Annotated in this window: 16 protein-coding genes and 1 pseudogene; 6 read left to right on the top strand and 11 right to left on the bottom strand. The window is 52.2% G+C overall.

Going from position 1 to position 20,025, the window contains the following annotated elements:
* Positions 1-79 precede the first annotated feature (79 nt).
* Together A7Z29_RS03440 and glsA are read right to left on the bottom strand one after the other, a co-directional pair.
* On the bottom strand, positions 80-1,372 hold the full coding sequence (locus tag A7Z29_RS03440) for an APC family permease (RefSeq protein WP_105289782.1): 1,293 nt from the start codon (positions 1,370-1,372) through the stop codon (positions 80-82).
* A gap of 2 nt (positions 1,373-1,374) precedes the next feature.
* Positions 1,375-2,307, bottom strand: a complete 933-nt coding sequence (glsA, locus tag A7Z29_RS03435; RefSeq protein WP_085460466.1) for a glutaminase A — start codon at positions 2,305-2,307, stop codon at positions 1,375-1,377.
* Between the two features lie 261 nt (positions 2,308-2,568).
* Here glsA and copA point away from each other — a divergent pair, with 261 nt between their 5' ends.
* Positions 2,569-5,073, top strand: coding sequence for a copper-exporting P-type ATPase CopA (copA, locus tag A7Z29_RS03430; RefSeq protein WP_000083930.1), 2,505 nt, complete (start codon positions 2,569-2,571; stop codon positions 5,071-5,073).
* Positions 5,074-5,130: 57 nt separating this feature from the next.
* Here copA and A7Z29_RS03425 read toward each other — a convergent pair whose 3' ends face one another.
* Positions 5,131-5,472 carry a HigA family addiction module antitoxin gene (locus tag A7Z29_RS03425; protein WP_105289781.1) on the bottom strand — a complete coding sequence of 114 codons (342 nt, stop codon included), beginning with the start codon at positions 5,470-5,472 and terminating at the stop codon, positions 5,131-5,133.
* 35 nt (positions 5,473-5,507) lie between these two features.
* Positions 5,508-5,806 (bottom strand): annotated as a pseudogene (locus A7Z29_RS03420) (type II toxin-antitoxin system RelE/ParE family toxin).
* Between the two features lie 132 nt (positions 5,807-5,938).
* On the opposite strand from A7Z29_RS03420, the gene A7Z29_RS03415 reads away from it, so the two are divergent.
* Positions 5,939-6,733: a TraB/GumN family protein gene (locus tag A7Z29_RS03415; protein ID WP_000365146.1), complete on the top strand. Its 795-nt coding sequence runs from the start codon at positions 5,939-5,941 to the stop codon at positions 6,731-6,733.
* Positions 6,734-6,937: 204 nt separating this feature from the next.
* A complete protein-coding gene (gene ybaK / locus A7Z29_RS03410) occupies positions 6,938-7,417 on the top strand; it encodes a Cys-tRNA(Pro)/Cys-tRNA(Cys) deacylase YbaK (protein WP_000186623.1) in 480 nt (159 codons plus the stop codon).
* Positions 7,418-7,453: 36 nt separating this feature from the next.
* On the opposite strand, the gene ushA is transcribed toward ybaK, so the two are convergent.
* Positions 7,454-9,106, bottom strand: coding sequence for a bifunctional UDP-sugar hydrolase/5'-nucleotidase (gene ushA, locus A7Z29_RS03405; protein WP_000670591.1), 1,653 nt, complete (start codon positions 9,104-9,106; stop codon positions 7,454-7,456).
* A gap of 220 nt (positions 9,107-9,326) precedes the next feature.
* Here ushA and fsr point away from each other — a divergent pair, with 220 nt between their 5' ends.
* On the top strand, positions 9,327-10,547 hold the full coding sequence (gene fsr / locus A7Z29_RS03395; RefSeq protein WP_001251623.1) for a fosmidomycin MFS transporter: 1,221 nt from the start codon (positions 9,327-9,329) through the stop codon (positions 10,545-10,547).
* A 237-nt stretch (positions 10,548-10,784) separates the two neighbouring features.
* On the top strand, positions 10,785-12,461 hold the full coding sequence (gene ybaL, locus A7Z29_RS03390; RefSeq protein ID WP_000546195.1) for a YbaL family putative K(+) efflux transporter: 1,677 nt from the start codon (positions 10,785-10,787) through the stop codon (positions 12,459-12,461).
* A gap of 117 nt (positions 12,462-12,578) precedes the next feature.
* Here the strand turns inward: ybaL and gsk are convergent, their stop codons facing one another.
* Positions 12,579-13,883 (bottom strand): inosine/guanosine kinase, encoded by a 1,305-nt coding sequence (gene gsk / locus A7Z29_RS03385; RefSeq protein ID WP_105289780.1) that lies wholly within the window; start codon positions 13,881-13,883, stop codon positions 12,579-12,581.
* A gap of 151 nt (positions 13,884-14,034) precedes the next feature.
* Here gsk and aes point away from each other — a divergent pair, with 151 nt between their 5' ends.
* A complete protein-coding gene (gene aes / locus A7Z29_RS03380) occupies positions 14,035-14,994 on the top strand; it encodes an acetyl esterase (protein ID WP_105289779.1) in 960 nt (319 codons plus the stop codon).
* Here the strand turns inward: aes and hemH are convergent.
* The 5 genes from hemH to A7Z29_RS03350 form a co-directional block, all read right to left on the bottom strand.
* Entirely contained in the window at positions 14,991-15,953 is a 963-nt protein-coding gene (hemH, locus tag A7Z29_RS03375; protein WP_001250121.1) for a ferrochelatase, read from the bottom strand. The genes aes and hemH overlap by 4 nt on opposite strands.
* Before the next feature lie 233 nt (positions 15,954-16,186).
* Positions 16,187-16,831, bottom strand: a complete 645-nt coding sequence (gene adk, locus A7Z29_RS03370) for an adenylate kinase (RefSeq protein WP_001313630.1) — start codon at positions 16,829-16,831, stop codon at positions 16,187-16,189.
* A 258-nt stretch (positions 16,832-17,089) separates the two neighbouring features.
* Positions 17,090-18,964 (bottom strand): molecular chaperone HtpG, encoded by a 1,875-nt coding sequence (htpG, locus tag A7Z29_RS03360; RefSeq protein WP_000678201.1) that lies wholly within the window; start codon positions 18,962-18,964, stop codon positions 17,090-17,092.
* Positions 18,965-19,073: 109 nt separating this feature from the next.
* Complete coding sequence (gene recR / locus A7Z29_RS03355) at positions 19,074-19,679, bottom strand: recombination mediator RecR (RefSeq protein WP_001195025.1); 606 nt, start codon at positions 19,677-19,679, stop codon at positions 19,074-19,076.
* On the bottom strand, positions 19,679-20,008 hold the full coding sequence (locus tag A7Z29_RS03350) for a YbaB/EbfC family nucleoid-associated protein (protein WP_001515903.1): 330 nt from the start codon (positions 20,006-20,008) through the stop codon (positions 19,679-19,681). The genes recR and A7Z29_RS03350 overlap by 1 nt, the downstream gene beginning before the upstream one ends.
* Positions 20,009-20,025 lie beyond the last annotated feature (17 nt).

Here is a 20,025-nt window from a genome sequence, read left to right as displayed (position 1 = left end):
TATTAAAAGTATAAGACGGAGGATTTGATTAAGAAAAAAATAAAGGCGCAGCACAGAAAGCACTGCGCGCAGGTAGATTTTATATGGTTTTATTCCGTTTCATTACCATTGCCACAATAAGGCTTAGTAATAGTGCGCCAATAATCCACATCAGTGCGCTGCTGCCCTGGGACCATAGACTGTAAATAAAACCGATGATTACCAATAGCATGACCATCATACCGACAACGAGGATTGGCAACGAGGCGTGAATATCATGACGCAGACGGATCGCCACCACAAACACCGCAAGGTAGCAGATCAAAAAGGTGGCGCTGGCAACACTGGCCAGGGAACCTAAATTAAGCGCCGCCGTCATCAGCATGATCAACACCACTATGATGATGTTGCCCCACGTACTCTGCCGCCACAGGGATTTATTCATTAGCTTCGGCAGTTCACGCTCGCTGCCCATGTTGTCCATGATATTAAACACCGCAAACAGGTTTGCGTTGATGGCTGATGCCGTCGCCAGCAAAGCACCTATCACCACTATCACATAACCCACATGCCCAAGCAGTGGAGAAGCGGCCTGCGCTACGGCGGTATCGGCATATTTTTCTAACTCTAATGCCGAAACATCACTAAGCAGCACCAGTGCCAGGGAAATATAGAGCAGTGTGGTAACGCCTATCGCCAGCAAAAATGCTCGCGGCATAATGACCGCCGGATCTTTCACTTTATCCGCCGCGTTTGCCATCATGCCAAAGCCCGCATAAGCAAGGAAGGTAATCCCGATACAAGAGAAGAATGCGCCGGAGCTGGGGGGCGCAGAGACGGAAATATGCGCCGGTTGCAGCGACCAGACGCCCGCAATAATCAGCAACAACAGGATCATCATTTTGATGCCGACAAGGATCACTTCCAGTCGCCCTACCGCATGGTTGCTTAAGGAGTTGAACAGCGTCATCAGGGCAATGATCGCCAGCGCGTAGAGCAAAATAAGATGCTCATCCAGGCTGCCCTCATGCAAAAACTGCACAGCATAAGCACCAAAGGCACGGGCAACCATCGCGATACTCACCGCCAGCGTCATCAGGTACAGCAACGAGAGCGCCAGCGAAAAAACACCGTTGCCTAACCCCCGGCGAAAGAAGTCAATAATCCCGCCATTGCTGGGATAACTTGCACCAAGGCGCGCATAGGCATATCCGGAAAACATCGCCACAATGCCGCCAAAAGCAAAAGCGACCCAGGTCGAGGCTTCCATTAGCAACGCCGCTTGCCCCAACAGGGCAAAGATCCCCGCCCCCACCATCGCCCCGATACCTATGGAAACCACATTCCATAGTCCCAGAGGTTTGTCACCGTTATTACCTTCCGTGTTCATCATGATCAGCCCTTAAACACGTTATAGCCGAGTTGTTTAGCGACCGATGCCACCATTTTTTGTCCACGAACACTGTTGCCTTCTTCATCCAACGGTGGCGAGAACGCGGCAATCCCCATCACGCCAGGCACTACCGCCAGAATGCCGCCACCGACGCCGCTTTTGCCGGGTAAGCCAACGCGATACGCCCAGTCACCGGAGCGACCATACAGCCCTTCCATCATCATTTCGGCCAGGATGTACGGCACATTGTCAGCCTGGAGAACGCGTTTTTGGCTTAGCGGATTAACACCGCCCGCCGCCAGTGTCGCGCCAAGCGTAGCCAGCTCAACGGTATTGATAAGCGTGGAGCACTGGCGGGTGTACACATCACAGGCCTCCATCGCATCGCAATAGAGATATCCAGAGGAATACAGCAGCCAGGCAATTGCCCGGTTGTGGAAGTTGGTGGTCTGTTCCGACTGGTTCACTTCCTCAGAAAGCGCCACCTGCTCACCAGCAAGTTGTTGTTGGATGTGTAAAATTCTCTGCCAGCGTTGTTCAGCATTATCGGCTTTGATCAGACTGGTAGTGGCGATAGCGCCTGCATTTACCAGCGGCGACAACGGCTTGCCACCATGAAGTTCTAAGGCAATGACTGAATTAAAAGGTAATCCGGTCGGATCAGCGCCAATTTTGTCCTGCACCGCCTGCGGGCCGACATCTTCCAGCGCGAGGGCTAAAGTACAGACTTTCGAGATGGATTCCAGCGCAAAGCGGTAATCACTATCACCCGCGCGATAGACGTTGCCATCGCAAGTCACAATAGCTACCCCCGCCAGTTGGCTGGGGACATTCGCCAGAAAGGGAATGTAATCGGCATTTTGCCCGCCGCTAAGTGAGTGAAATTGGACATATGCCTGATCCACTGCCTGCTGTAAATTTTTTGCATCTGACATCTGTTGTTAACTCCTTTTTATAGATGCGGGAGGCTATTCCTCATCCCGATGCCAATTTTCAGGCATCCTGATTTAACTTAGCACCCGCAACTTAACCAAAGGAAAACAAAGAGATAAATGTCTAATCCTGATGCAAATTGAGCCAATCTTTTAATCTCCACCGCGTTTTCATTGCGCTACGAAATAATTTCTTGACCTTCCCCTTGCTGGAAGGTTTACCCTTTATCACAGTCAGTCAAAACTGTCTTAAAGGAGTACGTTATGTCACAAACTATCGACCTGACCCTGGACGGCCTGTCCTGCGGTCACTGCGTTAAACGCGTGAAAGAAAGTCTCGAACAGCGCCCGGACGTTGAGCAGGCAGATGTGTCAATTACTGAAGCGCACGTCACCGGTACTGCCAGCGCGGAACAGCTTATCGAAACCATCAAGCAAGCGGGTTATGACGCATCTGTAAGCCACCCAAAGGCTAAACCGCTGGCGGAGTCATCAATCCCGTCGGAAGCACTGACAGCGGTTTCTGATGAGCTTCCGGCAGCAACCGCCGATGACGACGATAGCCAGCAGTTGCTGTTGAGCGGCATGAGCTGCGCCAGTTGTGTCACCCGCGTACAAAATGCGCTGCAAAGCGTACCGGGCGTCACCCAGGCACGGGTAAACCTGGCGGAGCGCACTGCGCTGGTGATGGGCAGTGCCTCCGCACAAGATTTAGTGCAGGCGGTGGAAAAAGCGGGCTACGGCGCAGAAGCGATTGAAGATGACGCTAAACGACGTGAGCGCCAGCAGGAAACAGCCGTCGCTACCATGAAACGCTTCCGCTGGCAGGCAATTGTCGCTCTGGCGGTGGGTATCCCGGTAATGGTCTGGGGGATGATCGGCGATAACATGATGGTCACCGCCGACAACCGCAGCCTGTGGCTGGTTATTGGGCTGATAACCCTGGCGGTTATGGTTTTCGCTGGCGGACATTTTTACCGCAGTGCATGGAAGAGCCTGCTCAACGGCGCGGCGACGATGGATACGCTGGTGGCGCTGGGTACTGGCGTGGCATGGCTCTATTCAATGAGCGTTAACCTGTGGCCGCAGTGGTTCCCGATGGAAGCGCGACATCTTTATTACGAAGCCAGCGCGATGATTATCGGTCTGATCAACCTCGGTCATATGCTGGAAGCGCGTGCGCGCCAGCGTTCATCGAAGGCGCTGGAGAAATTACTCGATTTAACCCCGCCGACGGCGCGACTGGTTACTGACGAAGGTGAAAAGAGTGTGCCGCTGGCAGACGTTCAGCCAGGTATGTTGCTGCGCCTGACAACCGGTGACCGTGTGCCGGTGGATGGCGAAATCACTCAGGGCGAAGCGTGGCTGGATGAGGCGATGTTAACGGGCGAACCTATTCCACAGCAAAAAGGCGAAGGCGATAGCGTTCATGCCGGGACAGTGGTACAGGACGGTAGTGTGCTGTTTCGCGCCAGCGCAGTCGGCAGCCATACCACGCTGTCGCGGATCATTCGCATGGTGCGCCAGGCTCAGAGCAGTAAGCCAGAAATCGGTCAACTGGCGGATAAAATCTCTGCCGTGTTTGTGCCGGTGGTAGTGGTGATTGCGTTGATCAGTGCGGCAATCTGGTATTTCTTTGGACCCGCACCGCAAATTGTTTATACCCTGGTGATTGCCACCACGGTGCTGATTATTGCCTGCCCCTGTGCGCTGGGGCTGGCGACGCCGATGTCGATTATTTCCGGCGTCGGGCGCGCGGCAGAATTTGGGGTGCTGGTGCGGGACGCCGACGCGCTGCAACGCGCCAGTACGCTCGACACCGTGGTGTTCGATAAAACCGGGACGCTGACCGAAGGTAAACCACAGGTTGTCGCAGTAAAAACGTTTGCTGATATTGATGAAGCGCAGGCATTGCGTCTGGCGGCGGCACTGGAGCAAGGTTCCAGCCATCCGCTGGCGCGGGCAATCCTCGATAAAGCAGGCGATATCACGCTGCCACAGGTCAATAGCTTCCGTACATTGCGCGGACTGGGGGTAAGTGGCGAAGCGGAAGGCCATTCACTGCTGCTGGGGAATCAGGCTCTGTTAAATGACCAGCAAGTCGATACGAAAGCGATTGAAGCTGATATTTCAGCCCAGGCATCACAAGGCGCAACGCCGGTGTTACTGGCCGTTGATGGCAAAGCGGTGGCTCTGTTGGCGGTACGCGATCCATTGCGTAGCGATAGCGTGGCGGCGCTGCAACGTCTGCATAAAGCGGGATATCGTCTGGTAATGTTAACCGGCGATAACCCAACCACCGCCAATGCGATCGCCAAAGAAGCAGGGATTGATGAAGTGATTGCGGGTGTATTGCCGGATGGTAAAGCCGAAGCGATTAAACGTCTGCAAAGCGAGGGACGCCAGGTAGCGATGGTGGGCGACGGCATTAACGACGCGCCAGCGTTGGCCCAGGCGGATGTCGGTATTGCAATGGGTGGCGGGAGTGATGTTGCCATTGAAACAGCGGCGATTACCCTGATGCGCCATAGCCTGATGGGGGTTGCAGACGCACTCGCCATCTCCCGCGCGACGCTACGCAATATGAAGCAGAATCTGCTTGGCGCGTTTATCTATAACAGTATCGGTATTCCGGTCGCCGCCGGTATTTTGTGGCCGTTCACCGGAACACTGCTTAACCCGGTGGTCGCCGGAGCGGCAATGGCGCTCTCGTCGATTACGGTGGTGAGTAACGCTAACCGATTGCTGCGGTTTAAACCGAAGGAATAAGTATGTCATTGCGGATGCGCTGCTTTAGGGTGGCGCATCCGTTATAGGGAAATGATTCTACGCGACCTTTTTTGCACGCTCTTCACGGCGTGCCAAATATTCAGCCACTGTTTCAATCCGTCCCAATTCTTCCTGGGTGCGCATGTTGTTTTCAACTTCCCAAAGATCAACTGCCGCTTGGAGGTTTAGCCAAAAATCGACTGAGGTATCAAAAACTTTCGCCAGACGAAATGCCATATCAGTGGTGAGTTTACGATTATTATTGATCAGTGCACTGACGCTATTACGATGAACATGCAGCAACTCTGCTAACTCATTGATTTTCAAATCGAGCGGTTCCAGATATTCATAGAGAAGAATATCTCCGGGTGTCGTCGGTTTTCTTGTTGCCTGTTTCATGGTTTTACCTTTCTCGTCAATACGACAGCTATGTTTTAGTAGTTGTGTGGATCTAAAAACAATTCTTCGGCCTTGCCATTAACCCATTTAAATATCAGTCGGTACTGTTTATTCACTCTAATGGAGGAGTATTCCTGCAATTTCCCCGATAACTCTTCGTACCGGTTCCCTGGTGGGGAACGTAAATCCCGATGGGAAGTGGCAGCATTAATGATGTCCAATTTTCTTGATAACGCGTTATGGATTTCAGCAGGGATCTTTCGATGTGGCGTTGAGTGGACAAAAAAGCCAGCCAGGGATCACGAAAACTCCTTATGTTGATTTTTTGAGCCATTCCATTCTCATCTCCTTGTCCATTATTTAATCATTACAACGCACACAAGCACTGTGCACAAGTGCAACAATCAACTCCATTTGCGCCATCCCTCCCCGCGCGCTAGCATGATATTTCACAAAGGGAGGTCGTATGGATCTGTTGTACCGGGTAAAAACACTTTGGGCCGCGCTGCGCGGTAATCATTACACCTGGCCTGCCATCGATATCTCCCTCCCCGGCAATCGCCATTTTCATCTGATTGGCAGTATTCATATGGGTAGCCACGATATGGCTCCTCTACCCGCCCGTTTGCTTAAAAAGCTCAAACAAGCCGATGCGCTGATTGTCGAGGCAGATGTTTCCACCAGCGATACGCCTTTTGCTAATTTGCCTGCCTGCGAGGCGCTGGAAGAGCGCATCAGCGAAGAACAATTACAAAATCTGCAGCACATCAGCCAGGAAATGGGCATTTCTCCGTCGCTCTTTTCTACCCAACCACTGTGGCAAATCGCGATGGTTCTCCAGGCGACGCAGGCGCAAAAACTGGGGCTGCGGGCAGAATATGGTATCGATTACCAGCTATTGCAGGCGGCGAAACAACAACATAAGCCCGTGATTGAACTGGAAGGGGCAGAAAATCAGATTGCCATGTTGCTCCAGCTCCCCGACAAAGGACTGGCGCTGCTGGACGATACGCTGACCCACTGGCATACCAACGCACGGCTACTACAACAAATGATGAGCTGGTGGCTGAATGCGCCGCCGCAAAATAATGAAATAACGCTGCCCAATACGTTCAGCCAGTCGCTGTACGACGTGTTGATGCATCAGCGAAATCTTGCCTGGCGGGATAAATTACGGGCCATGCCACCGGGGCGCTATGTGGTCGCGGTCGGTGCGTTACATCTGTATGGAGAAGGGAATTTGCCACAAATGTTGCGCTAAAAAAAATGGCCAATATCGCTATTGGCCCGTCAAAGAGGAATTTCATATTTTTATTATTATGCCGTCACTTTAAGCGACGGTGTAACTCGATTGTCGCTCAATCTCACCATCCTGCCAATACTATTAGGCAAGATGACTCTTTTTTTTGAGCCGCCATCAGGCGTATGCTTTCTCCGTTTTTTTGTTTAAGGCAGGAAAATTACGATGACACCCGCAGTTAAATTACTCGAAAAAAACAAAATTTCATTCCAGATTCATACCTACGATCACGATCCGGCTGAAACCAACTTTGGCGATGAAGTGGTCAAAAAATTAGGCTTGAATGCAGATCAGGTCTACAAAACGCTGCTGGTCGCAGTGAACGGCGATATGAAACATCTGGCGGTGGCCGTTACGCCGGTCGCCGGTCAACTGGATCTTAAAAAGGTGGCAAAGGCGCTGGGTGCCAAAAAGGTAGAGATGGCCGATCCGATGGTGGCACAGCGTTCGACGGGATATTTAGTTGGGGGAATTAGCCCACTAGGACAGAAAAAACGTCTGCCGACGATTATTGATGCCCCCGCGCAAGAATTTGCCACTATTTATGTTTCCGGTGGCAAGCGCGGACTGGATATTGAACTTGCGGCAGGCGATCTGGCGAAGATCCTCGATGCGAAATTTGCCGATATCGCCCGCCGGGATTAAGTATTGTGCCGGATGCAAACATCCGGCACTTTCAGATTACTGCCAGCTCACCTCACCTTTCGGCTCATACGCGCTCGCATCCAGCGGCGAGTTTTTCTGGATATAGTCTTTCAGCACTTCAGCATCTATAAAGCCGGTATTGACATAGCCCGGTTTGTTATCAAGGCGCGGATAACCATCACCGCCGGTGGCATTGAAGTTTAACGTCGCCATGCGGTAAGTTTTTGCCGGATCGACCGGCTCGCCTTTGATTTTCAGGTCGTTAAGTTTGCCATCTTTCGCCACAAAGCTGACGTTGGCAAATTGCGGATAGGCACCGGAATCCGGCTTCATTTGTGCAACGGCGGTCAGGTAATCAATCACTTCCTTACCGCTCATGTCGGCATACACCACCACATTGCCGAACGGCTGCACTTTCAGCACGTTTTTATAACTGATGTTACCCGCGTCGATGGAGTCACGAATTCCGCCTCCGCTCATCACCGCAAAGTCGGCTCCGGTGCGATCCATTTGTGCTGCCAGAATCAACCGTCCCATATTGGTCTGTACGAAACGAACTTTGCTGCGGTCGCCTTCAAGACGGTCACTAACCTCACCAATTTTCACTTCCAGCTGTGCTTTGCCTTTGTTCTGGAACGGTGATAACAGCGAGATCATTTGCTGGTTTTCGGCGATTTCCGGGGTGTACAGCACGCGTTCGCTTTTTCCGTCTTCCCAGGTCACTTTTTTCTTCAGGTTCACCGGAATCAACTGGTAATTGACCATTTTCATTTCGCCATTGCGAAACTCAAAATCGGCTCGTCCCACATACTTGCCCCACTCATGCGCCTGGACAATCCAGATGCCGTTTTGTTGATCCGGCTTGCAAGGTGTACCCGGCACATAATCGACCTGTTTTTTATTTTCTGCTGCCATGCAGACCGGATCTTGCGAGTGACCGCCGACAATCATCGCCAACGATCCGGCAGGCAGGCTGCGCGCCATCTCTACATCGCCCGGTGCGTTTGAACCGTGTTCGCCATTGTCGTAATGCCCCATATGCGTAGCTGCAATAATAATGTCCGGCTTTTCTGTCTGTTGCAGTTCCTGAATCACCAGCTTCGCTTCGTCGGCAGGTTTACGAAATTCAATGTCGGTGAAATATTCCGGGTTACCAATTTTCGCCGTGTCATCGGTCGTCAGACCAATTACCGCGATTTTCAGATCCTGACGCTTAAACAACGCCCAGGGTTTAAACAAACGCTCGCCGGTACTTTTTTGATAGATATTGGCGGAGAGCAACGGGAACTTTGCCCATTTTTCCTGCTGACGTAATACGGTGAGCGGGTTATCAAATTCATGATTACCGATTGCCATCGCGTCATAACCCACCAGATTCATGCCGCGAAAATCCGGTTCGGCGTCCTGTAAATCAGACTCTGGAACACCAGTGTTAATGTCACCTCCAGAAAGTAACAGCACGCTACCGCCTTCAGCCGCGACTTCTTTGCGGATACCATCCACCAGCGTTTTTTGCGCCGCCAGACCATATTCGCCATATTCATTACGCCAGAAATGACCGTGGTGGTCGTTGGTATGAAGTACCGTAATTTTGTAGGTTTTATCCTGCTCATAAGCCTGGGCGGTTTCACTCGCCAGTGTAAATGCGGCTAATAGTGCTAATGCCACACCCCGCTGCAAAAACTTCATATTTCTCTCTCCCTGACCAGATATCAACGTGTTGAAAATTAGTATGACGCGACATAATAGACAAGTCTGTGTTCGGTGATGGTAAATCTACATACAAAAATGGAAATTCTGTATTAAGCATTGAGACTTCCTTCAGACAGCGCATACAGGTATGTTAGTCGGGTAATAATCACAAATAAGATCATTCTTTACATCGCAACTCTGAAAAAGTGACTTTCCTATGGCAATGAGTGAACAAACCCAGCCTGCGGCGGGCGCGGCTGCATCGACCACTAAGGCTCGTACATCATTTGGTATTTTAGGCGCAATCAGCCTTTCGCATCTGCTGAACGACATGATCCAATCGCTGATTCTGGCGATTTATCCTCTGCTCCAGTCTGAATTTTCTCTGACATTTATGCAGATTGGGATGATTACCCTCACCTTTCAGCTCGCCTCTTCGCTGTTGCAACCGGTAGTCGGTTACTGGACAGATAAATACCCAATGCCGTGGTCATTACCGATTGGCATGTGCTTTACCATGAGCGGCCTGATACTGCTGGCGCTGGCGGGTAGTTTTGGCACGGTTCTGCTGGCGGCGGCGCTGGTCGGTACGGGTTCGTCGGTCTTTCACCCGGAATCTTCCCGCGTGGCGCGTATGGCGTCTGGTGGACGTCATGGCCTGGCGCAATCTATCTTCCAGGTAGGCGGTAACTTTGGTAGTTCGTTGGGGCCATTGCTGGCGGCGGTGATCATCGCCCCTTACGGCAAAGGCAACGTTGCATGGTTTGTGCTGGCGGCGTTGCTGGCTATCGTGGTACTGGCGCAAATCAGCCGTTGGTACTCTGCACAGCATCGGATGAGTAAAGGCAAACCGAAAGCAATAATAATCAATCCACTGCCGCGTAATAAGGTCGTGCTGGCTGTTTGTGTGCTGTTAGTGCTGATTTTCTCGAAATATTTCTATATGGCGAGCATCAGCAGCTATTACACCTTTTATCTGATGCAAAAATTCGGATTATCTATCCAGAATGCCCAGCTTCATCTGTTTGCCTTCCTGTTTGCCGTCGCGGCGGGTACGGTGATTGGCGGGCCTGTAGGCGATAAAATCGGTCGAAAATATGTGATTTGGGGCTCTATCCTCGGCGTTGCGCCATTTACCTTGATTTTACCCTACGCCAGCCTGTACTGGACGGGGGTTTTAACGGTGATTATTGGATTTATCCTCGCCTCGGCGTTTTCCGCCATTCTGGTCTACGCTCAGGAGCTACTTCCGGGACGTATCGGCATGGTTTCTGGACTGTTTTTCGGTTTTGCTTTCGGTATGGGGGGGCTGGGCGCTGCGGTTCTGGGGCTTATCGCCGATCATACCAGTATCGAGTTAGTTTATAAAATCTGTGCTTTCCTTCCACTTCTTGGTATGTTGACCATATTCCTGCCTGATAACCGGCATAAATCCTGATTTCCATGCAGCCAAAGGTAAACTTTGGCTGCTTCATTTTGCAGTAGCCATAAGCCTTTCCTCTTCATACACCTTATCACTTTTCCGATCCGTGCCTTTTTTGCGGTTAATTCCATTTTTCTGCAAAATTCAACAATTATTCATAAACATCAACCATGAAATTGTCATAAACTATTACCTGTAATTTTGGTTTTCCCAGCCAAAAATGGACAACAACCACCAGGAACAGGAGACGGAATGCATCACGCCACCCCGCTTATCACCACCATTGTTGGCGGCCTTGTGCTCGCTTTTATCCTCGGCATGATTGCTAATAAACTGCGTATTTCTCCTCTGGTGGGATATCTGTTAGCGGGCGTGCTGGCAGGGCCATTCACTCCAGGGTTTGTTGCCGATACCAAGCTTGCGCCGGAACTGGCGGAGCTGGGCGTTATTTTGCTGATGTTCGGCGTCGGTTTGCATTTTTCGCTCAAGGATTTGATGGCGGTAAAGTCCATTGCCATTCCCGGCGCGATCGCCCAGATAGCCGTGGCGACGCTGCTGGGTATGGCGCTCTCTGCCGTGCTGGGCTGGTCGTTAATGACCGGTATCGTGTTCGGTTTATGTCTTTCCACCGCCAGTACCGTGGTGTTACTGCGCGCACTTGAAGAACGGCAATTAATAGACAGTCAGCGCGGGCAAATCGCCATCGGCTGGTTGATTGTGGAAGATTTGGTGATGGTTCTGACGCTGGTGTTGCTGCCCGCAGTGGCAGGGATGCTGGAACAGGGCGATGTGGGCTTCGCGACGCTGGCGGTTGATATGGGGATCACCATCGGCAAGGTGGTAGCATTTATCGCCATAATGATGTTAGTGGGTCGCCGTCTGGTGCCGTGGATTATGGCACGCAGCGCGGCAACCGGTTCGCGTGAACTGTTTACTCTGTCGGTGCTGGCACTGGCGTTAGGCATTGCTTTTGGTGCGGTAGAACTGTTTGACGTCTCCTTTGCGCTCGGTGCATTCTTCGCCGGGATGGTGCTGAATGAATCCGAACTTAGCCACCGCGCCGCACACGATACGCTGCCATTGCGCGACGCCTTTGCGGTGCTGTTTTTTGTCTCCGTCGGGATGTTATTTGATCCGTTAATTCTGATTCAGCAACCGCTGGCAGTGCTGGCAACGCTGGCAATTATTCTGTTTGGTAAATCTGTCGCGGCACTGTTCCTCGTTCGGTTGTTTGGTCACTCCCAGCGCACGGCGTTAACCATCGCCGCCAGCCTCGCGCAGATTGGTGAGTTCGCGTTTATCCTGGCGGGACTGGGAATGGCATTGAATTTACTGCCGCAGGCCGGACAGAACCTGGTACTGGCAGGCGCGATCCTGTCGATTATGCTCAACCCGGTGCTGTTCGCGCTGCTGGAGAAATATCTGGCAAAAACCGAAACGCTGGAAGAACAGACGCTGGAAGAAGCTATCGAAGAAGAGAAGCAGATCCCGGTGGATATTTGCAACCATGCGCTACTGGTGGGCTACGGTCGTGTAGGCAGTCTGCTGGGGGAGAAATTACTCGCCTCTGATATTCCGTTAGTGGTGATTGAAACATCACGAACCCGCGTCGATGAACTGCGTGAGCGCGGCGTTCGCGCGGTACTGGGCAACGCGGCGAATGAAGAGATCATGCAACTGGCGCATCTGGAGTGCGCGAAATGGCTGATTCTGACCATTCCTAACGGTTACGAAGCTGGCGAGATTGTGGCCTCTGCTCGCGCCAAAAACCCGGATATTGAGATTATCGCCCGCGCCCATTATGACGATGAGGTGGCGTATATCACCGAACGTGGCGCGAATCAGGTAGTGATGGGTGAACGTGAAATCGCCCGTACTATGCTGGAACTGCTGGAAACGCCACCGGCGGGTGAAGTGGTGACGGGGTAATACATTGACGCCATTGCCGGATGCGATGCTACCGCATCTTATCCGGCCCACAGGTGCCATCTTCCGTAGGTCGGATAAGGCGTTTACGCCGCATCCGACTGTCATTGGTTCAATGGCTTAACGATCCCAGTAAGACTCTTCCAGGCTGTCTTCTCGCTCCGGCAGACCGCGCGTTAAACGTGGTGAATGCTGGTTCAGTACCTGATAGCTCACACGGTTAGCATATTTACACACCTGCGCTAACGACGAATAAGTCAGCCAGGTGAATTTATGCTTGCTGGAATTTGGCACGTTAGTGCGGTGATAGCTATTGGCGGTAATGTCATGCAACAGCGCCGCCAGCGCCCCATCACCGGCACCGTTAGTGTTCATGATTTTTTCTGGCCCGCCCATATACGGCGCAATGTGCGAATAGACGCGCAGCGGATTCTGGCAATCTTTGTGGCGCATGGCGCGGCTAAACTCATACTGGTTAAATTCCGCGATAGCGCCCGGCAACAGCGGATGCTGGGTTTTGCGTTTCGCTTCGTCTTCCGTAAAGCCCGCCATATACAAGCCGATTGGCCCGGCGGTGCACAGCACCAGATCAACCCAGTTCAGCGCCTTATCAGATGCCAGCAGCGGATCGCTCTCTCCGGTCAACGCTTCAGCTTCTTCTTCGTTCATCGCAAGGATGGAGACGTGTTCTTTGAGGAATTGCTGCCACCATTGCGGATTCTCGGCGATGACAAATTTAGTGCCCAGCGTCAGCACCACCGGTACGTTATATTTCTTCGCATACTCAATGGCTTTCATGGTCGCTTCCGGCATCGGTTCACCCGGCTTGCAACGCACCAGATAGGACGTTAATACCAGAGCCGACGCTCCGGCGATAACATCTTCCGGAATGCTTTCTGCCCGTAACTGGTTCATATGACCTGGACTGATAGCAAAGGTACGTTCGCCAGACTCGCCAATCAGCGTAAAGCAACGACCAATCGGGCCATCCACACCCTGCAGATAGTTAAGATCGGTACGGCTGGATGTATTGCACAAGTAACGATAGGCGTAGCTGCCAATTTCAATATTGCTGCACATCACGCCCAGCAGCACCGAACGGTCGTCTGCCAGTACAGAATAGTTGTGCATGGTATTGCCAATAGTGCCACCTGCAAACTGATGAGTAATCAGGTTTTTCTGTTTCAGCTCCTGATAAAGTGCTTCAGCAACATCATCTTCAATGACCAGTGAATGCCCGGCGCTTAATCCATAACGTTCAATAAAATCGTCTTCCACTTTGGCTTCAATATCCACCAGCGTCTGGTCGATACCGACCACCCAGGCTGCGCTGGTTTCGTTTTCTGGTTGGATTTGCTGCAACAGCGGATCGCGTGCATTTACGGGGAAGTAATGTTTGGATTTACGTTTGCCGGGAAATTTCATGGTTGTTTTTACGGGTGGTTAACTGAGCGGCGAATGTTAACACAATCATGCCTGAACGCGCGAGACGCAGGCAGTTTCAATATCAGCCGACGGGATCGCATTTTCATGGGAGATGTTCCTTACAATGACGCAATTTGAAAGGAGTTTTTGCATGAAGCCGGAAAACAAACTACCCGTGCTGGAGCTAATCTCTGCCGAAATGAAGGCGGTTGTTAATACTCATCAGCCCGATTTACCGCCCTGGCCCGCAACGGGAACGATTGCCGAACAACGCCAGCATTATACGCTTGAGCGCCGATTCTGGAACGCTGACGCTCCAGAAATGGAAACCAGAGCTTACGCGGTTCCGACAAAATATGGTCAGGTAGAAGCACGGCAATTTTGTCCGAACCCGGATAGCCCGGCGACGCTGTTTTATCTACATGGCGGCGGTTTTATTCTCGGCAATCTCGATACCCACGATCGCATTATGCGTCTGCTGGCAAAGTACACCCAGTGTACGGTGATTGGCATTGATTACACCCTTTCGCCAGAAGCGCGTTTTCCGCAAGCGATAGAGGAAATCGTGGCGTCTTGTTGTCACTTCCACCAGCAGGCGGGCGATTATCAGATCAATATGTCACGCATTGGTTTTGCCGGTGATTCCGCTGGCGCCATGCTGGCGCTCGCCAGTGCTTTATGGTTGCGTGAAAAGCAGATCGATTGCGGCAAAGTTGTGGGTGTTTTGCTGTGGTATGGGCTTTACGGATTACGCGATTCCGTGACTCGTCGTCTGTTGGGGGGTGACTGGGATGGCTTAACGCAACAAGATTTGCAGATGTATGAAGAGGCATATTTAAACAACGAAGCAGACCGCGAGTCGCCGTATTACTGCCTGTTTAATAACGATCTCACTCGCGATGTGCCCCCCTGCTATATCGCCGGCGCAGAGTTCGATCCGCTGCTGGATGACAGTCGCTTGCTTTACCAGACGTTAGCGGCGCATCAGCAGCCCTGTGAGTTCAAACTCTACCCAGGCACACTGCACGCCTTTTTGCATTATTCACGGATGATGAAAACCGCCGACGAGGCTCTTCGCGACGGCGCTCAGTTCTTTACCGCCCAGCTTTAGCGATACGCGGCAACAAGATTAGCCATCATTTCGATATGTTCCGGCGTGGCATTAAGCGCCGGAATATATTCATATTTTTTCCCGCCCGCACCGAGGAAGACCTCACGGTTTTGCTCGGCAATCTCTTCCAGCGTCTCCAGACAATCCGCAGCAAAGCCCGGACACATCACCTGAATATGACCTACGCCTTTTTCTCCGAGCATTTTCAGCGTTTCGTCGGTATAAGGCATCAGCCAGGGTTCCCGACCAAAGCGCGACTGAAAGGTCATCATCACTTTTTCCGGTGCCATCCCCAGTGCGGAAGCCAGTTCACGAGTCGTTGTGCGACAACGTTGCGGATAATCATCGCCTTCATCCGCATAACGTTGCGGAATGCCATGATAAGAAAGCAACAGCAGATCCGGTTCGCCATGTTTAGCGAAAGAGGCGCGAACGCTATTCGCCAGCGCATTAATGTAATCGTGGTTATCGGCGTAATCGCGAATAAACGATATCCCCGGAATGCTACGTTTGCGCGCCAGAATGCGAGCCAGTTCATCCCACACCGCACCGACCGTTGAACAGGAGTATTGCGGGTAGAGCGGCAGTACCACGATATGATCAACATGTTCAGCCAGTAGTTCATCTACGGCGCTTTCCAGCGATGGCGTGCCGTAGCTCATTCCCAGCGCCACGGGCGTCTCCGGTAAACGTTGTGCCAGCGCCTGTTGTTGCTGGCGGCTGTAAACCATCAGCGGCGAGCCACCTTCCATCCAGACAGAGGCATACAGCTTCGCCACACGCGGCGAGCGCAGCGGCAAAATCACGCCGCGCAGCAATGGCCACCACAACAGCCGTGAAGTATCGACTACGCGTCTGTCGCTTAAAAATTGTTTCAGGTAGCGTTTTACCGCTTCAGGTGTGGGGGCATCGGGTGTGCCCAGGTTTGCCAGCAGGATACCGGTTTTTGTCTGACGCATTACCGCCTCTTATCGATTCAACTTGTTGATAATTGTAGCGGAAAAGTGAGGAAGAAGAACTAATTGCTGTGAGAGGTCAAATCAGAAAAAGGAATAACGCAGATTGAGGTTTTTGTAAAAGGCCGAATGAAAATCCGGCCTGAGATTGCTGATAAGTTTGCTTGTGCGAGCCTGTTCCCCTCACCCTCACCCTCTCCCCGAGGGCAAGGGGACTATCCGTGCGCGCTTTCGAATTAACCGAGGATTTTTTCCAGAGCCGCGCGAACTTCAGCAACCGGTTTGGTGCCGTCGACTTTTGCGTATTTGGTGTTGCCCGCTTCCGCTTCTTTAGAGTAGTAGCCAATCAGCGGCGCAGTCATCTGATGGTATTCAACCAGACGTTTACGCACGGTTTCTTCCTGATCGTCTTTACGGGTAGTCAGTTCTTCACCGGTAACGTCGTCTTTGCCTTCTACTTTCGGCGGATTGAATTTAACGTGATAAACACGACCAGACGGCGCATGAACGCGGCGACCGACAATACGGTCAACGATCAGTTCGTCCGGTACGTCGAATTCCAGAACGTAATCAACATTGATGCCCGCTTCTTTCATCGCGTCTGCCTGCGGAATGGTACGCGGGAAGCCGTCCAACAGGAAACCATTACGGCAGTCTTCCTGAGCAATGCGCTCTTTAACCAGCGCGATCACCAGTTCGTCGGTGACCAGTTTGCCAGCATCCATAATGTCTTTTGCTTGTTTACCCAGCTCGGAGCCAGATTTGACCGCAGCACGCAGCATATCGCCAGTGGAGATTTGCGGAATACCATATTTCTCCATGATGAACTGAGCCTGAGTCCCTTTCCCCGCGCCCGGAGCGCCAAGCAGAATGATACGCATTGCGAAAATCCCCTTAAAATGTGTCGAATTTTTTGAAAAAGCGATAAACGATACCACCAACAGGCAATTGCCTCAAGAAAGGCACATGGGGCTGAAACGGTTAAGGGGAGAAAGTTTGGGGGAAAGTGCGGTTGAAGCCCCTCACCCCGGCCCTCTCCCCAAAGGGGCGAGGGTGAAAACCAGCGCAGTTCTTTAATATCTGCACGATCGATCCCCTCTCCCCTTTGAGGAGAGGGTTAGGGTAAGGGGGTAAAAGGCTTACGACACCAGCAGCTGGTTCATACGACGAATAAACAGGTTCGGATCTTCCAGCGTACCGCGTTCTGCCAGCAGCGCCTGATCCAGCAGCAGTTCTACCCACTCGCTGAACTTCGCTTCATCTTCAGTATCTGCCGCACGTTTCACCAGTACGTGATCCGGGTTCAGTTCGAAGATATATTTCACTTCTGGCACTTTCTGGCCCGCCGCAGCGAACAGTTTCGCCATCTGAGTGCTCATTTCGTCCGCGTCAGTAGACACAATCGCTGGCGTATCGGTCAGACGGTGAGTCAGACGGACATCTTTCACACGCTCGCCGAGCAGGGCTTTCACACGGTCGATAAACGGAGTCAGTGCTTTCTCCGCTTCTTTCGCGCTCTCATCAACTTCGTCAGCCAGTTTTTCCAGCGACTCGTCAACTTTGGACACAGACTGGAAAGGTTTACCGTCGAACTCAGTCAGATAGTTCATCATCCACTCATCGATGCGGTCAGAAAGGAGCAGAACTTCGATGCCTTTCTTACGCAGCAGTTCCAGGTGCGGGCTGCTCTTCGCTGCCGCATAGCTGTCTGCGGTGATGTAGTAGATTTTCTCCTGCCCTTCTTTCATGCGGGAAACATAGTCTTCCAGAGACACGGTCTGCGCAGAAGAGTCGGTATGAGTAGAAGCAAAACGCAGCAGTTTGGCGATCGCTTCCTGGTTAGCGAAATCTTCCGCCGGACCTTCTTTCAGTACCAGACCAAACTGTTGCCAGAAGGTCTGGTATTTTTCCGCGTCGTCTTTCGCCAGTTTTTCCAGCATTTGCAGCACACGCTTGGTCAGCGCATTGCGCAGGTTACGCGTTACCGTGCTGTCCTGGAGGATTTCACGGGAAACGTTCAGCGGCAGATCGCTGGAGTCAATCAGACCACGCACGAAGCGCAGATAGTTCGGCATGAACTGTTCTGCGTCGTCCATGATGAACACACGCTGAACATACAGTTTCAGGCCGTGTTTATGATCGCGGTTCCACATATCCCACGGAGCCTGGGACGGGATGTACAGCAGGCTGGTGTACTCCTGCTTACCTTCAACGCGGTTGTGGCTCCAGGTCAGCGGATCGTTAAAGTCGTGGGCGATGTGTTTGTAGAACTCTTTGTACTCTTCATCGGTGATTTCCGACTTGTTACGAGTCCACAGCGCCTGCGCTTTGTTGATTTTCTCCCAGGAGATAACGGTTTCGCCGTCTTTCTCTTCGCGTTTTTCGATCTCTACCGGCAGCGCGATATGGTCGGAGTATTTGCTGATGATGGAACGCACACGCCAGTCATCGAGAAACTCGTCTTCGCCTTCACGCAGATGCAGGGTGATTTCAGTACCGCGATCTTCTTTGGTGATGTCGGCAACGGTGTATTCACCTTCGCCAGCCGATTCCCAGAACACGCCGTTTTCTGGTTTTTCGCCTGCCGCGCGAGTACGCACGGTCACTTTATCGGCCACGATAAATGCGGAGTAGAAACCAACACCAAACTGACCGATCAGCTGGCTGTCTTTCGCCTGATCAGATCCCAGAGATTCGAGGAACGATTTGGTGCCGGATTTAGCGATAGTCCCCAGGTGGTCGATCACTTCGTCGCGGGTCATCCCCACGCCGTTGTCGGAAATAGTCAGCGTGCGCTTGTCTTTATCGAAAGAGACACGAACGCGCAGTTCGCCATCACCTTCGTACAGATCCGGATTAGAGAGCGCGCGGAAACGCAGCTTGTCCGCCGCATCGGAGGCGTTAGAGATAAGCTCACGCAGGAAGATTTCTTTATTGGAATAGAGAGAATGGATCATCAGATGCAGAAGCTGCTTCACTTCTGACTGAAAACCACGAGTTTCTTGTCCTTTCATGTAGGTCTACCTCAATGATGCCATTTTAAGGTTAAAAACAGGATGAGGGAGAGATGGGGACAAGGGGGGGTAATTTCAAGCGAGAGCAGGTGATCCTGCTCTCGTTTGCTTAAAAACGAATCTTATGACGCCCGGCGAGTGAGTGCGACAGCGTGGTGCCATCGACCATTTCCAGTTCGCCGCCAACCGGTACGCCGTGGGCAATACGGCTGGCTTCCACGTCATACTGCGCGCAAAGCTCGGCAATGTAGTTAGCGGTGGCTTCACCTTCGACCGTTGGGTTGGTGGCGAGGATCACTTCGGTGATTTTTTCCTCCGCCAGACGCTGTTCCAGACGATCAAGTCCGATATCATCCGGGCCAATGCCGTCCAGCGGTGACAGGTGCCCCATCAACACAAAATAACGACCGGAAAACTGCCCCGTCTGCTCAATGGCGTAGATATCCGCAGGACTCTCTACCACGCAAATCTGACCGTTTTCCTGACGACGCGGGTTTGAACAGATGTTACAGACTTCCTGTTCAGTGAAGGTGCGGCAATCGGCGCAGTGACCGATTTCCGACATCGCCCGGGTGAGCGCCTGCGCCAGACGCATCCCGCCGCTACGATCGCGCTGAAGCAGCGTGAACGCCATACGCTGCGCTGACTTCGGGCCAACGCCCGGCAGACAGCGCAGTGCTTCCATAAGCTGTGTTAACAGCGGGCTGGTTTGCATCAGAACGGCATCTTAAAGCCTGGCGGCAACTGCATTCCGGAGGAAACAGAGGCCATTTTTTCTTTCTGAGTTTCTTCGATACGACGCGCCGCATCGTTGAATGCCGCAGCAACCAGATCTTCCAGCATCTCTTTGTCATCTTCCAGCAGGCTTGGGTCGATCTCAACGCGACGGCAGTTGTGTGCGCCGTTGATGGTCACTTTCACCAGACCTGCGCCGGATTCGCCGGTCACTTCCAGCTTCGCGATTTCTTCCTGCATCTGCTGCATTTTTTCTTGCATCTGCTGGGCCTGCTTCATCAGGTTGCCCAGACCGCCTTTACCAAACATAGGTTTCTCTCTCAATC

The organism is Escherichia sp. MOD1-EC6842 (assembly GCF_002965705.1).
GTDB classification, from domain to species: Bacteria; Pseudomonadota; Gammaproteobacteria; order Enterobacterales; family Enterobacteriaceae; genus Escherichia; species Escherichia ruysiae.
This window is presented reverse-complemented; position numbering and strand designations above follow the sequence as displayed.

Bases quoted from the DNA above. Each gene is read 5' to 3' on its own strand.
- A7Z29_RS03440 (WP_105289782.1), bottom strand. From the start codon at position 1,372: ATGATGAACACGGAAGGTAATAACGGTGACAAACCTCTGGGACTATGG.
- glsA (WP_085460466.1), bottom strand. From the start codon at position 2,307: ATGTCAGATGCAAAAAATTTACAGCAGGCAGTGGATCAGGCATATGTC.
- copA (WP_000083930.1), top strand. From the start codon at position 2,569: ATGTCACAAACTATCGACCTGACCCTGGACGGCCTGTCCTGCGGTCAC.
- A7Z29_RS03425 (WP_105289781.1), bottom strand. From the start codon at position 5,472: ATGAAACAGGCAACAAGAAAACCGACGACACCCGGAGATATTCTTCTC.
- A7Z29_RS03415 (WP_000365146.1), top strand. From the start codon at position 5,939: ATGGATCTGTTGTACCGGGTAAAAACACTTTGGGCCGCGCTGCGCGGT.
- ybaK (WP_000186623.1), top strand. From the start codon at position 6,938: ATGACACCCGCAGTTAAATTACTCGAAAAAAACAAAATTTCATTCCAG.
- ushA (WP_000670591.1), bottom strand. From the start codon at position 9,106: ATGAAGTTTTTGCAGCGGGGTGTGGCATTAGCACTATTAGCCGCATTT.
- fsr (WP_001251623.1), top strand. From the start codon at position 9,327: ATGGCAATGAGTGAACAAACCCAGCCTGCGGCGGGCGCGGCTGCATCG.
- ybaL (WP_000546195.1), top strand. From the start codon at position 10,785: ATGCATCACGCCACCCCGCTTATCACCACCATTGTTGGCGGCCTTGTG.
- gsk (WP_105289780.1), bottom strand. From the start codon at position 13,883: ATGAAATTTCCCGGCAAACGTAAATCCAAACATTACTTCCCCGTAAAT.
- aes (WP_105289779.1), top strand. From the start codon at position 14,035: ATGAAGCCGGAAAACAAACTACCCGTGCTGGAGCTAATCTCTGCCGAA.
- hemH (WP_001250121.1), bottom strand. From the start codon at position 15,953: ATGCGTCAGACAAAAACCGGTATCCTGCTGGCAAACCTGGGCACACCC.
- adk (WP_001313630.1), bottom strand. From the start codon at position 16,831: ATGCGTATCATTCTGCTTGGCGCTCCGGGCGCGGGGAAAGGGACTCAG.
- htpG (WP_000678201.1), bottom strand. From the start codon at position 18,964: ATGAAAGGACAAGAAACTCGTGGTTTTCAGTCAGAAGTGAAGCAGCTT.
- recR (WP_001195025.1), bottom strand. From the start codon at position 19,679: ATGCAAACCAGCCCGCTGTTAACACAGCTTATGGAAGCACTGCGCTGT.
- A7Z29_RS03350 (WP_001515903.1), bottom strand. From the start codon at position 20,008: ATGTTTGGTAAAGGCGGTCTGGGCAACCTGATGAAGCAGGCCCAGCAG.